Origin of the sequence: Streptomyces sp. NBC_00273 (assembly GCF_036178145.1) — a bacterium.
GTDB lineage: Bacteria > Actinomycetota > Actinomycetes > Streptomycetales > Streptomycetaceae > Streptomyces.
On the sequence record NZ_CP108067.1, the window covers coordinates 4571528 to 4584021 of the forward strand.

The 12494-nt window shown below is 69.8% G+C and carries 12 protein-coding genes; 1 reads left to right on the forward strand and 11 read right to left on the reverse strand.

Annotated features, from left to right (window positions below; translation table 11 throughout):
• Nucleotides 1-2 precede the first annotated feature (2 nt).
• Genes nuoH through OG386_RS19730 form a run of 9 tightly spaced genes read right to left on the reverse strand, consistent with a single transcriptional unit; the run spans nt 3 to nt 9100 of the window.
• Nucleotides 3-1358, reverse strand: coding sequence for an NADH-quinone oxidoreductase subunit NuoH (nuoH, locus tag OG386_RS19690; protein WP_328789238.1), 1356 nt, complete (start codon nt 1356-1358; stop codon nt 3-5).
• On the reverse strand, nt 1355-3859 hold the full coding sequence (locus tag OG386_RS19695; RefSeq protein WP_328789239.1) for an NADH-quinone oxidoreductase subunit G: 2505 nt from the start codon (nt 3857-3859) through the stop codon (nt 1355-1357). Before OG386_RS19695 ends, nuoH begins: the two co-directional genes overlap by 4 nt.
• A complete protein-coding gene (gene nuoF, locus OG386_RS19700; RefSeq protein ID WP_328789240.1) occupies nt 3856-5241 on the reverse strand; it encodes an NADH-quinone oxidoreductase subunit NuoF in 1386 nt (461 codons plus the stop codon). Before nuoF ends, OG386_RS19695 begins: the two co-directional genes overlap by 4 nt.
• A complete protein-coding gene (nuoE, locus tag OG386_RS19705) occupies nt 5241-5996 on the reverse strand; it encodes an NADH-quinone oxidoreductase subunit NuoE (protein WP_030010009.1) in 756 nt (251 codons plus the stop codon). Before nuoE ends, nuoF begins: the two co-directional genes overlap by 1 nt.
• Complete coding sequence (locus OG386_RS19710) at nt 5993-7333, reverse strand: NADH-quinone oxidoreductase subunit D (RefSeq protein ID WP_328789242.1); 1341 nt, start codon at nt 7331-7333, stop codon at nt 5993-5995. Before OG386_RS19710 ends, nuoE begins: the two co-directional genes overlap by 4 nt.
• Nucleotides 7333-8052, reverse strand: coding sequence for an NADH-quinone oxidoreductase subunit C (locus OG386_RS19715; protein WP_328789243.1), 720 nt, complete (start codon nt 8050-8052; stop codon nt 7333-7335). Before OG386_RS19715 ends, OG386_RS19710 begins: the two co-directional genes overlap by 1 nt.
• Nucleotides 8049-8603, reverse strand: coding sequence for a NuoB/complex I 20 kDa subunit family protein (locus tag OG386_RS19720; RefSeq protein WP_030162005.1), 555 nt, complete (start codon nt 8601-8603; stop codon nt 8049-8051). The genes OG386_RS19715 and OG386_RS19720 overlap by 4 nt, the downstream gene beginning before the upstream one ends.
• Before the next feature lie 15 nt (nt 8604-8618).
• The gene (locus OG386_RS19725) at nt 8619-8978 is read right to left on the reverse strand and encodes an NADH-quinone oxidoreductase subunit A (RefSeq protein ID WP_030010013.1); all 360 of its coding nucleotides are present in this window, start codon (nt 8976-8978) and stop codon (nt 8619-8621) included.
• Nucleotides 8975-9100 (reverse strand): hypothetical protein, encoded by a 126-nt coding sequence (locus OG386_RS19730; protein WP_327383823.1) that lies wholly within the window; start codon nt 9098-9100, stop codon nt 8975-8977. Before OG386_RS19730 ends, OG386_RS19725 begins: the two co-directional genes overlap by 4 nt.
• A gap of 764 nt (nt 9101-9864) precedes the next feature.
• On the opposite strand from OG386_RS19730, the gene OG386_RS19735 reads away from it, so the two are divergent.
• Nucleotides 9865-10704: a C40 family peptidase gene (locus OG386_RS19735; RefSeq protein ID WP_328789245.1), complete on the forward strand. Its 840-nt coding sequence runs from the start codon at nt 9865-9867 to the stop codon at nt 10702-10704.
• Between the two features lie 195 nt (nt 10705-10899).
• Here the strand turns inward: OG386_RS19735 and OG386_RS19740 are convergent, their stop codons facing one another.
• Both OG386_RS19740 and OG386_RS19745 read right to left on the reverse strand, forming a co-directional pair.
• Nucleotides 10900-11874 carry a hypothetical protein gene (locus OG386_RS19740; RefSeq protein WP_328789247.1) on the reverse strand — a complete coding sequence of 325 codons (975 nt, stop codon included), beginning with the start codon at nt 11872-11874 and terminating at the stop codon, nt 10900-10902.
• Nucleotides 11875-11918: 44 nt separating this feature from the next.
• On the reverse strand, nt 11919-12329 hold the full coding sequence (locus OG386_RS19745; RefSeq protein ID WP_328789249.1) for a hypothetical protein: 411 nt from the start codon (nt 12327-12329) through the stop codon (nt 11919-11921).
• Between the last annotated feature and the right edge of the window lie 165 nt (nt 12330-12494).

Here is a 12494-nt window from a genome sequence, read left to right on the forward strand (position 1 = left end):
TCTCAAGCCTCCTCTCGGTCACTTTCAGTATTCGTCCCGCCACTGACAATCAGCTCCCGCTCGGTGCGGGACCGCCTGCGCGGTACGGGTGCCAGGTGCTGGCCGGGCTTGGGCGGTACGGGGAATCCGCCCGCCAGCGGGTCGAAGGGTTCGGCGTCGTGCACCGCCCCGGCGGCCGCCGTCTTCTTCTCGCGCTTGTCGCGGAAGACGTCCGCGACGAAGGAGAGGAGCAGGATCGCCACGACGGCGCCGCCGACGTACAGGACGATCTCGCTGAAGTCGTAGGCCTCGTTGCGCAGGGCCCGGACGGTGGCCACCAGCATCAGCCAGACCACCGAGACCGGGATCAGGACCTTCCAACCGAGCTTCATCAGCTGGTCGTAGCGGACGCGGGGCAGCGTGCCGCGCAGCCAGATGAAGAAGAACAGCAGCAGCTGCACCTTGAGGACGAACCAGAGCATCGGCCACCAGCCGTGGTTCGCGCCCTCCCAGAAGGAGCTGATCGGGTACGGGGCCCGCCAGCCGCCCAGGAAGAGGGTGACCGAGACCGCGGAGACGGTGACCATGTTGACGTACTCGGCCAGCATGAACAGCGCGAACTTGATGGACGAGTACTCGGTGTTGAAGCCGCCGACCAGGTCGCCCTCGGACTCCGGCATGTCGAAGGGGGCGCGGTTCGTCTCGCCGACCATCGTGACGACGTAGATGATGAAGGACACCGGCAGCAGGACGATGAACCAGCGGTCCGCCTGGGCCTCGACGATCGCCGAGGTCGACATGGACCCGGAGTAGAGGAAGACCGAGGCGAAGGCCGCGCCCATCGCGATCTCGTAGGAGATCATCTGTGCGCAGGAGCGCAGGCCGCCGAGGAGCGGGTACGTGGAGCCGGAGGACCAGCCCGCCAGCACGATGCCGTAGATGCCGACCGAGGCCACCGCGAGGATGTAGAGCATCGCGATGGGCAGGTCGGTCAGCTGCATCGTGGTGCGCTGGCCGAAGATGGAGATCTGGTCGTCCGCGGGCCCGAAGGGGATCACCGCGATGGCCATGAAGGCCGGGATCGCCGCGATGATCGGGGCCAGGACGTAGATGACCTTGTCGGCCCGCTTGACGATCAGGTCTTCCTTGAGCATCAGCTTCACGCCGTCGGCGAGCGACTGGAGCATGCCCCAGGGGCCGTGCCGATTCGGGCCGATGCGCAGCTGCATCCAGGCGACGACCTTGCGCTCCCACACGATGGAGAAGAGCACGGTCACCATCAGGAAGGCGAAGCAGAAGACCGCCTTGAGCAGGACGAGCCACCAGACGTCCTGGCCGAACAGGGACAGGTCCTCGGCAGCGAGTTGAACGGTGTTCACGCGCCCACCTCCGCAGTGGTGTCGCCTTGCCCGGCCGGGGTCGCCGGGCCGATGCGTACGAGGGTGCCCGGGCGGGCGCCGGCGTCGGCGAGGACGCCGGAGCCGGTGGAGTTCAGCGGGAGCCAGACCACGCGGTCGGGCATCTCGGTGATCCGGAGCGGGAGTGCCACGGAGCCGGCCGGCCCGGTGACCGCGAGGACGTCGCCGTCCTTGACGCCGGTCTCGGCGGCCGTGGCGGCCGACAGCCGGGCGCTGGCCTCGTGCCGGGTACCGGCCAGGGCGTCGTCGCCCTCCTGCAGCCGGCCGAGGTCCAGGAGGAGCCGGTGGCCGGCGAGGACCGCCTCGCCGCTGCCCGGGCGGGGCAGCGCCACGGTGTCCGCGCTCTGCCCGGCGGCCCGCTCACCGGCCCACGGGCCGAGCCGGTCGATCTCCCGGCGTACGGCGTGCACGTCGGGCAGGGCGATCGGCCGGTCGGCGGCGTCGGCCAGCATGTGCAGCACGCGGGCGTCGGCCGGGGCGAGCCGGCGGGTCATCTGGTCGGGCTTGAGCGCTGCCTCGAACGGCCTGACCCGGCCCTCCCAGTTGATGAACGCCCCCGCCTTCTCGGCGACCGCGGCGACCGGGAGGACCACGTCCGCGTGGTCGGTGACCTCGCCGGGCCGCAGTTCCAGGGAGACCACGAAGGCCTCCTGGAGGGCGGTCCGCGCGCGGGCCGGGTCCGGCAGGTCGGCGACCTCGACGCCCGCGATCAGCAGGGCCGAGAGCTCCCGGGTCGCCGCGGCCTCGACGATCTGGCCGGTGTCGCGGCCGTAGCGGTGCGGGAGTTCGTCCAGGCCCCAGGCGGTGGCGACCTCGTCGCGGGCCCGCGGGTCGGTGGCGGGGCGGCCGCCCGGCAGCAGGGACGGCAGCGCGCCCGCCTCGATGGCGGCCCGCTCACCGGCCCGGCGCGGGATCCAGACCAGGGTGGCCCCGGTGACCCCGGCGGCCCGTACGGCGGCGGTCAGCGCGCCCGGCACCCCGGCGAGGCGCTCCCCGACGAGGATGACCGCGCCGGGCAGCCGCAGCGCCTCGGCGGCTTCGGCGCCCCCGGTCTCCAGGCCCGTACGGGAGGCCAGCGCGTCGAGCCACTCGGGCTCGGTGCCGGGGGCGGCCGCCAGCAGGGTGCCGCCGGCCTTCTCCAGGCCGCGGGTGGCGAAGGGGGCGACGGAGAAGGTCCGCTGCTTCCGCTTGCGGTGGGCCTTGCGCAGCCGCAGGAAGACGCCGGGGGCCTCCTCCTCCGCCTCGATGCCGACGAGCAGCACCGCGGGGGCCGCCTCCAGGGCGGTGTACGAGAGCCACTGCCCGCCGAGGTCGACCCCGTACCCGGCGACCTCCGAGGCCAGGAACTCGGCCTCCTCCGCGCTGTGCACGCGGGCCCGGAAGTCGATGTCGTTGGTGTCGAGCACCACCCGCGCGAACTTGGCGTACGCGTAGGCGTCCTCGACGGTGAGCCGGCCGCCGGTCAGCACCCCGGCCCGGCCGCGCGCGGCGGCGAGTCCGTTCGCCGCGGCTTCCAGGGCCTCGGGCCAGCTCGCCGGCTCCAGGACGCCGGCGGCGCTGCGCACCAGCGGGGTGGTCAGCCGGTCGGGGCGCTGGGCGTAGCGGAACCCGAAGCGGCCCTTGTCGCAGATCCACTCCTCGTTGACCTCGGGGTCCTCGGCGGCGAGGCGGCGCAGCACCTTGCCGCGCCGGTGGTCGGTGCGGGTCGCGCAGCCGCCCGCGCAGTGCTCGCACACGCTCGGGGAGGAGACGAGGTCGAAGGGGCGGGAGCGGAACCGGTAGGCGGCCGAGGTGAGGGCGCCGACCGGGCAGATCTGGATCGTGTTGCCCGAGAAGTACGACTCGAAGGGGTCGCCCTCGCCGGTGCCGACCTGCTGGAGCGCGCCGCGTTCCAGCAGCTCGATCATCGGGTCGCCGGCGATCTCGTTGGAGAAGCGGGTGCAGCGCGCGCACAGCACGCACCGCTCGCGGTCCAGCAGCACCTGGGTGGAGATCGGGACCGGCTTCTCGTAGGTGCGCTTCTTGCCCTCGAACCGCGATTCGGCGTTGCCGTGCGACATCGCCTGGTTCTGCAGCGGGCACTCGCCGCCCTTGTCGCAGACCGGGCAGTCCAGCGGGTGGTTGATGAGCAGCAGCTCCATCACGCCGCGCTGGGACTTGTCGGCGACCTCGGAGGTCAGCTGGGTCTTGACGACCATGCCGTCGGTGCAGGTGATGGTGCAGGAGGCCATCGGCTTGCGCTGGCCCTCGACCTCGACGATGCACTGGCGGCAGGCACCGGCCGGGGAGAGGAGGGGGTGGTCGCAGAACCGGGGGATCTCGATGCCGAGCTGCTCTGCGGCCCGGATGACGAGGGTGCCCTTGGGCACGGTCAGTTCGATCCCGTCGATGGTCAGCGAGACGGTGTTCTCCGGTGGAACCGCCGCTCCGCCCCCGGAGGCCGCTGGAGTGGTGACGGTCATGCGTTCACCTCCGTGTCGGCCCAGAGGGTCGACTTCCTGGGGTCGAAGGGGCAGCCCTTGCCCGTGATGTGCTGCTCGTACTCCTCGCGGAAGTACTTGAGCGAGGAGAAGATCGGGCTGGCCGCGCCGTCGCCGAGCGCGCAGAAGGACTTGCCGTTGATGTTGTCGGCGATGTCGTTCAGCTTGTCGAGGTCGGACATGACGCCCTGGCCGGCCTCGATGTCGCGGAGCAGCTGGACCAGCCAGTAGGTGCCCTCGCGGCACGGGGTGCACTTGCCGCAGGACTCGTGGGCGTAGAACTCGGTCCACCGGGTCACGGCCCGCACCACGCAGGTCGTCTCGTCGAAGCACTGCAGGGCCTTGGTGCCGAGCATCGAGCCGGCGGCGCCCACGCCCTCGTAGTCGAGCGGGACGTCGAGGTGCTCGTCCGTGAACATCGGGGTGGAGGAGCCGCCCGGGGTCCAGAACTTCAGCCGGTGCCCGGGGCGCATGCCGCCGCTCATGTCGAGGAGCTGGCGCAGGGTGATGCCGAGCGGGGCCTCGTACTGGCCGGGGCCGGCGACGTGCCCGGAGAGCGAGTACAGCGTGAAGCCGGGGGACTTCTCGGTCCCCATCGACTTGAACCAGTCCTTGCCCTTGTTCAGGATCGCGGGAACCGAGGCGATCGACTCCACGTTGTTGACGACAGTGGGGCACGCGTAGAGCCCCTCGACCGCCGGGAAGGGGGGACGCAGCCGGGGCTGGCCGCGCCGGCCTTCGAGGGAGTCGAGCAGCGCCGTCTCCTCGCCGCAGATGTACGCGCCCGCGCCCGCGTGCACCGTGATGTCGAGGTTGCGCCCGGTGCCGTCGATGTCCTTGCCGAGGTATCCGGCCGCGTACGCCTCGCGCACGGCCTCGTGCAGGCGCCGCAGGACGGGCACCGTCTCCCCGCGCAGGTAGATGAAGGCGTGCTCGGAGCGGATCGCGTAGCAGGCGATGATCATTCCCTCGATGAGGGAGTGCGGGTTGGCGAAGAGGAGGGGGATGTCCTTGCAGGTTCCCGGCTCCGACTCGTCCGCGTTCACGACGAGGTAGTGCGGCTTTCCGTCGCCCTGCGGGATGAACTGCCACTTCATTCCGGTGGGGAAGCCCGCGCCGCCGCGTCCGCGCAGCCCCGAGTCCTTCACATAGGCGATGAGGTCGTCCGGGGTCATCGCGAGCGCCTTGCGCAGGCCCTCGTACCCCTCGTGGCGCCGGTAGGTCTCCAGCGTCCACGACCGTGGCTCGTCCCAGAAGGCGGACAGCACGGGGGCGAGGAGCTTCTCCGGGCTGGTCCCGCCGCCGGTCTCCGGGTGGGAGGTTCCCCCATTGCCGCCGTTGCTCAGTTCGGAAGACACCGACATCACTCCCCTCCCTCAGTGGTGGCCTCGCCGCGCGGGTGGACGATCGGGGTGTGCGCGGACTCGCCGCGGGCGATGCGCAGCCCGATCAGGGAAGCGGGGCCGGCACCGCCGGTCGCCTCGACCGCGCCCTCGCGCTCGTCCGGGAAGCCGGCCAGGATCCGGGCGGTCTCCTTGTAGGTGCACAGCGGCGCGCCCCGGGTCGGGGAGACCTCGCGGCCGGCCAGCAGGTCGTCGACCATGGCCTTGGCGGACTGGGGGGTCTGGTTGTCGAAGAACTCCCAGTTGACCATCACCACGGGGGCGTAGTCGCAGGCCGCGTTGCACTCGATGTGTTCGAGGGTGACCTTGCCGTCGGGGGTGGTCCCGTTGTTGCCGACCCCGAGGTGCTCCTTGAGCTCCTCGAAGATGGCGTCGCCGCCCATCACCGCGCACAGGGTGTTCGTACAGACGCCGACCTGGTAGTCGCCGGAGGGCCCGCGCCGGTACATCGTGTAGAAGGTCGCCACGGCCGTGACCTCGGCGGTGGTCAGGCCCAGTACCTCGGCGCAGAAGCGGATGCCGGTGCGCGAGACGTAGCCCTCCTCGGACTGCGTCAGGTGCAGCAGCGGCAGCAGCGCGGAGCGGCTGTCGGGGTAGCGGGCGATGACTTCCCTGGCGTCGGCTTCGAGGCGCTCGCGTACCTCCGCCGGAAAGTCGGGGGCCGGCAGCTGGGGCATGCCCAGCGAGACCCCTTGGTTCGAAGGACTGGCGGTCATCGGTCGACGCCTCCCATCACGGGGTCGATGGAGGCGACGGCGACGATGACGTCGGCGACCTGGCCGCCCTCGCACATCGCGGCCATGGCCTGCAGGTTGGTGAAGGACGGGTCGCGGAAGTGGACCCGGTAGGGGCGGGTCCCGCCGTCGGATACGACGTGCACGCCGAGCTCGCCCTTGGGCGACTCGACGGCCGCGTACGCCTGGCCGGCCGGTACCCGGAAGCCCTCGGTCACCAGCTTGAAGTGGTGGATGAGGGCCTCCATGGAGGTGCCCATGATGTTCCTGATGTGGTCGAGCGAGTTGCCGAGGCCGTCCGGGCCCATCGCGAGCTGCGCCGGCCAGGCGATCTTCTTGTCGGCGACCATCACCGGTCCCGGCTCCAGGCGCTCCAGGCACTGCTCGACGATCCGCAACGACTGGCGCATCTCCTCCAGGCGGATCAGGAACCGCCCGTAGGAGTCGCAGCTCTCGGTGGTCGGCACGTCGAACTCGTAGTTCTCGTAGCCGCAGTACGGGTCCGACTTGCGCAGGTCGTGCGGCAGGCCGGCGGAACGCAGGATCGGGCCGGTGGCGCCGAGCGCCATGCAGCCGGTGAGGTCGAGGTAGCCGACGTCCTGCATGCGGGCCTTGAAGATGGGGTTGCCGGTGGCGAGCTTGTCGTACTCCGGCAGGTTCTTCTTCATGGTCTTGAGGAACTCGCGCAGCTGGTCGACGGCGCCCGGGGGCAGGTCCTGGGCGAGGCCGCCGGGGCGGACGAACGCGTGGTTCATGCGCAGTCCGGTGATCAGCTCGAAGATGTCGAGGATCAGCTCGCGGTCGCGGAAGCCGTAGATCATGATCGTGGTCGCGCCCAGCTCCATGCCGCCGGTGGCGATGCACACCAGGTGGGAGGAGAGCCGGTTGAGCTCCATCAGCAGGACGCGGATGACGGTGGCGCGGTCGGGGATCTGGTCGGTGATGCCGAGCAGCTTCTCGACGCCGAGGCAGTACGCCGTCTCGTTGAAGAACGGCGTCAGGTAGTCCATGCGCGTCACGAAGGTGGTGCCCTGCGTCCAGTTCCGGAATTCGAGGTTCTTCTCGATGCCGGTGTGCAGGTAGCCGATGCCGCAGCGGGCCTCGGTGACCGTCTCGCCGTCGATCTCCAGGATCAGGCGCAGCACTCCGTGCGTGGAGGGGTGCTGCGGACCCATGTTGACGACGATCCGCTCGTCGTCGGCCTTGGCCGCGGACCGGACGATCTCGTCCCAGTCGCCGCCGGTGACGGTGTAGACGGTGCCCTCTGTCGTCTCGCGAGCGGAGGCGTGGTTTTCTGCGTCATTCGAGATGGGGGACATCAGCTGTACGACCTCCGCTGGTCGGGAGCCGGGATCTGGGCGCCCTTGTACTCGATGGGGATGCCGCCGAGCGGGTAGTCCTTGCGCTGCGGGAAGCCCTGCCAGTCGTCCGGCATCATGATCCGAGTGAGGGCCGGGTGCCCGTCGAAGATCAGGCCGAAGAAGTCGTACGTCTCGCGCTCGTGCCAGTCGTTGGTCGGGTAGACGGCGACGAGCGAGGGGACGTGCGGGTCGCCGTCCGGGACGGACACCTCCAGCCGCAGGATCCGGCCGTGCGTGAGCGAGCGCAGGTGGTAGACGGCGTGCAGCTCACGGCCCTTGTCCCCGGGGAAGTGCACGCCGGAGACGCCGGTGCAGAGCTCGAAGCGCAGGGCCGGGTCGTCGCGCAGGGTGCGCGCGACCCGGACGAGGTGCTCGCGGGCGATGTGGAAGGTGAGCTCGCCCCGGTCGACCACCGTCTTCTCGATGGCGTTCCCGGGGACGAGGTCCTGCTCCTCCAGTGCGCCTTCGAGCTCGTCGGCCACCTCGTCGAAGTAGGACCCGTACGGCCGGCTCGTCGCGCCGGGCAGGGCCACGGTCCGCACGAGGCCGCCGTAGCCGCTGGTGTCCCCGCCGCCCGCGGCACCGAACATGCCCTTGCGGACGCCGATGACCTCGGGGCCCTGGTCGCGCGGCGCAGGGACGTTGCTGCCGTTCTCCGGCTCTTGCGTCTCGCTCACCGGAGCAGCCCCTTCATCTCGATGGTGGGGAGGGCCTTGAGGGCCGCCTCCTCCGCCTCACGGGCCGCTTCTTCCCGGTTCACGCCGAGCTTTCCGCCCTGGATCTTCTGGTGGAGCTTGAGGATCGCGTCCATCAGCATCTCGGGGCGCGGCGGGCAGCCGGGCAGGTAGATGTCCACCGGGACGATGTGGTCGACGCCCTGGACGATCGCGTAGTTGTTGAACATTCCGCCCGAGGATGCACAAACCCCCATGGAGATGACCCATTTGGGAGCGGGCATCTGGTCGTACACCTGCCGCAGCACCGGCGCCATCTTCTGACTGACCCGCCCGGCCACGATCATCAGATCGGCCTGGCGCGGGGAGCCGCGGAAGACCTCCATGCCGAAGCGGGCCAGGTCGTACCGGCCGGCTCCGGTGGTCATCATCTCGATGGCGCAGCAGGCGAGGCCGAAGGTCGCCGGGAAGACGGACGACTTGCGCACCCATCCCGCGGCCTGTTCGACGGTGGTCAGCAGGAAGCCGCTCGGCAGCTTCTCTTCCAGTCCCATGGAAAATTCAGCCCCTCAGTCCCATTCCAGGCCGCCGCGGCGCCACACGTAGGCGTAGGCGACGAAGACGGTGAGCACGAAGAGCAGCATCTCGACGAGCCCGAAGATCCCCAGGGAGTCGAAGGTGACGGCCCAGGGGTAGAGGAAGACAACCTCGATGTCGAAGACGATGAAGAGCATCGCCGTCAGGTAGTACTTGATCGGGAAGCGGCCACCGCCGGCCGGCATCGGCGTCGGCTCGATGCCGCACTCGTAGGCTTCAAGCTTTGCCCGGTTGTACCGTTTTGGACCGATCAGCGTGGCCATGACCACGGAGAAGATCGCAAACCCTGCGCCGAGGGCGCCGAGCACGAGGATGGGCGCGTACGCATTCACGCTCCTCGCTCCTTCCAGTCGTCCTTGACCGTTGGACCGCTGCCGGCCGGGGGCACCTCCCAGCGGTAGCTGGAGGCGTGCACCGCCTCGCGAAGATCGCGCTTCCGATCGAGCACTCGCATGTGAGGCAGTTCACAAGCCGGACTGGTGCGCATCTTATGCCTGCTCGTCTGTGATCTGCGACACGGGTAACAATACCGAGTTTGTGATCTCCACCACCTGACGAACGATCATGAAGCCCGATGAGTGGTGATCTTCATACGCGAAGCATCCACATGATCACTAAAGGTGACATCTGAGCCTGTTACCGCAGGTAGAAGGGGGCCCGCCCTATCAAACGATTCGCAGTGCAGGCAAATTGGCAAGAGGGGTGCGGAGCTGATAAGGGGATCGGCGTCCCCCGGTCGAGGGAGCCCGTGTGTACGGAGGTGGACACGGGGCAGGCGCGGGGGTGGATGTGGGGCGGACGGGAGCGCCGGCGAGGTGTGGGAGACCGCACGAGGGGCGCTCCGATACCCGCACCCCCGTCGCCGCGGGGGGCTGCGCGAGCACGTGCATCCGTTCACGAACCTCTCGGCACGTTCACAGGAAGGTCACGGGAGGGGCACAGCGTCCGCATGGCGTGACATTGCTGTGACCTGCGCCACTCTGAATCGAGCCCTCCGAAAGAGGGCTTGGCCATCTGTGCGGAGTGATGGTAGGTCAAGGATCAATTAGGACTTAATTCCGAAACCCCATGATCACAGCCCTGTGAGGGCCTGTCCGATTCGCCCGTTACGGCGTCAATAAGGAGTCGGACGCGCCCGGTTCGCGCCATTCTCGCGCAACTGTGGCGCAACCCACGTTTCTTGAAGGGAACCCGGGCACCCTGATAGCGGTTGTCCTCATGTCCCACACCGCTCACATACCCAGCCACCGGAAGCCCCGCCGTAGCGCCTCGAAGCTCGCGGTCCGCGCCGGAGTTGCCGGTGGCGTCCTCAGCACCCTGGCCATGGCCGGCACGGCGAGCGCGTCCCCGTCCGCCGAGCCCGTGGCCGAGACGACGCTCGAAATGCCGGTCCTCAACCTGGACCTGGGCGCCGACGTCTCCTCCGCCGTCACGGTGGCCGCCGAGAACACCCGTCTCGCGGCCGTCGAGGGCGAACTGACTGCCCAGGAGGAGAGCGCCCGTACCGGCGCCGCCGCCGAGGCGAAGCAGGCCAAGGAAGAGGCCCAGAAGAAGGCCGACGCCGAGAAGGCCGAGAAGACGGCGAAGGAAGAGGCCGTCCGCAAGGCCGAGGCCGAGCGCTCCAGCCGCAGCTCCTCCGAGCGCACGACGCTGAAGAGCACCGCCGCCCCGCAGGGCACGGGCACCGTGTCCGCCCCGGCCACCGGCTCCGCCGCGGCCATCGTCAACTTCGCCCGCGCGCAGGTCGGCAAGGCGTACGTGATGGGCGGCACCGGCCCGTCCTCGTTCGACTGCTCCGGTCTCGTCCAGGCCGCCTACCGCCAGGCCGGCATCAGCCTGCCGCGCATGTCCCAGGCGCAGTCCTCGGCCGGCACCTCGGTGTCGCTGAACGCCCTGCAGCCGGGCGACATCCTGTACTGGGGCTCCAAGGGCAGCGCTTACCACGTCGCCATCTACGTCGGCGGCGGCAAGTTCGTCGGCGCGCAGAACCCCAGCACCGGCATCGTCGAGCGCAACCTCAGCTACGACAAGCCGACGGGCGCCGTCCGCGTCCTCTGAGCACCGCTCGGACCGAGGCACCAGACACGACCGAGGGACACGCCCCACGGCCGGTACTCCCCCGCTCGGGGGTGGAGTACCGGCCCTGGGGCCGTTCTTCGTGCTTCCCGCGCGCCAGGGGCGCTCCGGGCAGCCAGGGGTACCCCCGGGCCCTCAGGCGTGCCCCCAGGGGCCCCGGCCCCCTGGGGCGCCTCCTCAGGCCAGCGAGGCCGCCAGCTTGAAGCGGGCCTCCCGCTGCTCCTTGTAGAGCGCGAGCGTCTCGGCGTGCTCCTCGACGAGCCGCTCCTGGTACGCCTTCTCGACCGCGCCCCAGATGCCGACGAGGTTCACCTCGCGCTTGCACGCGACATCGGCCTCGGCCGCCGTCACGGCCTTCGGACCGCCCTTGTCGTCCTGCAAGCCGAGCTTCTCCACGACGTCGTACGGCGATTCGATCCCGGCGTATCCCGACTTGTCCATGCATGACGACCACTTCTTGAGGGCGTCGACGACCCGGGAGTCCTGCCGGGAGCGGTCGTGCGCCTCCGAGGCGAGCCCGAACGTGAACAGCAGGTCCACGCTGTTCTTGGTCGGGGCGTAGAGCTTGCGGAACGCCTCGCGCCCGCACCCGCCGGCCGGCACCTTCTGCCCCGCCGCCGTCAGGCCGCTGTCCACCAGCGCGGCCTCCTCCTCGGTGTTCGCGTCGGGGGCCGTGCCGCTCTGGGCCCCGGGCCGCTCGCCGTTCATCACGACGTACGCGCTGTCGCTCAACTGCGGCGGAGCGGGCTTCGCCGGGCTCCCCTCCCCCGCGGACTTGTCGTACCCGTGGGCCGCCGCGTACGCCGGATCGGCCAGGCCGAAGAGGTACGCGTGCCGGTCCTCGGGCCCGGCGCCGGGGGCCTCGGCCGATCGCACGCCCTCGTAGGCGAACCCGTACCGGGCCATGCACCGGGAGACCAGGGCCTGCTGGACCTGGCCCATCCGGATCCGTTCGGCCTCGGTGTCCGTGTACGCGTCCATCGGGAGGGACAGCGCGGACGTCGCCGGGTTCACCTCGACGGGACCGAGTTCCGGTTCACCGCCCCCGGAGCCGCCGGTCCCGGCGCAGCCGGCCAGGAGGGCGGCCGCCAGCAGGACGGCGACCGGCGCGGCGGCCGGGGCGGCGGTCCGGCGGCGCCGGGAGGTGTTCATCGCGTGGAACTCCTTCTGCTGGATTCCGGATTGCGGATTACGGATTACGGGTGGAGGGTGTACTTGGCCGAGCTGATCTTGTTCTTGAAGTTGGCCGAGGCGTTGCCCGCGTAGTTCGACGGGATCTCTCCGACGTTGCCGCCCAGGTCCTTGTCGGTGCCGACCTTCCAGGCGTAGACGTCCCGGTTCCGGTAGGACTCGGTGGTGTCGTTGATCCAGTTCCCGCTGGCCGAGCAGGAGCCCTGGTACTTGTCGTCGCTGAAGTTCAGGTCATTCGTCACCAGGTCGAAGACACAGCCGGACTGGTTCTGCCAGTAGAAAAGCCCGAACTCCTGGTTCTCCAGATTTCCGTCGCGCCCCCAGGCACCCGCCGGACCCGCGGTGCCCAGCAGAATGGCGCCGACCGAAACGGCGGCGACACAGCCGGCCGTCAGCTTCCGCATTGCGTTGTCCATCACGCTTACCTCACTCTTCGGGTGAAAATCGGGCTGTTCGGGGCGGACCGGGGTATCGCATTTCCGCCCGGCGGGGATTCAACATCGAACCCCCTGCCGGTTCAAGCTCTTTCTCAGCTGATGGACAGTCATTTCTGTTGTCTGATAGGTAACTTGTCGCAAGCG

Coding starts and splice junctions, on each gene's coding strand:
- OG386_RS19730 (WP_327383823.1), bottom strand. CDS start 9,100: ATGCGAGTGCTCGATCGGAAGCGCGATCTTCGCGAGGCGGTGCACGCC.
- nuoE (WP_030010009.1), bottom strand. CDS start 5,996: ATGACCGCCAGTCCTTCGAACCAAGGGGTCTCGCTGGGCATGCCCCAG.
- OG386_RS19745 (WP_328789249.1), bottom strand. CDS start 12,329: ATGGACAACGCAATGCGGAAGCTGACGGCCGGCTGTGTCGCCGCCGTT.
- OG386_RS19740 (WP_328789247.1), bottom strand. CDS start 11,874: ATGAACACCTCCCGGCGCCGCCGGACCGCCGCCCCGGCCGCCGCGCCG.
- OG386_RS19710 (WP_328789242.1), bottom strand. CDS start 7,333: ATGTCCCCCATCTCGAATGACGCAGAAAACCACGCCTCCGCTCGCGAG.
- OG386_RS19695 (WP_328789239.1), bottom strand. CDS start 3,859: ATGACCGTCACCACTCCAGCGGCCTCCGGGGGCGGAGCGGCGGTTCCA.
- nuoF (WP_328789240.1), bottom strand. CDS start 5,241: ATGTCGGTGTCTTCCGAACTGAGCAACGGCGGCAATGGGGGAACCTCC.
- OG386_RS19720 (WP_030162005.1), bottom strand. CDS start 8,603: ATGGGACTGGAAGAGAAGCTGCCGAGCGGCTTCCTGCTGACCACCGTC.
- OG386_RS19735 (WP_328789245.1), top strand. CDS start 9,865: ATGTCCCACACCGCTCACATACCCAGCCACCGGAAGCCCCGCCGTAGC.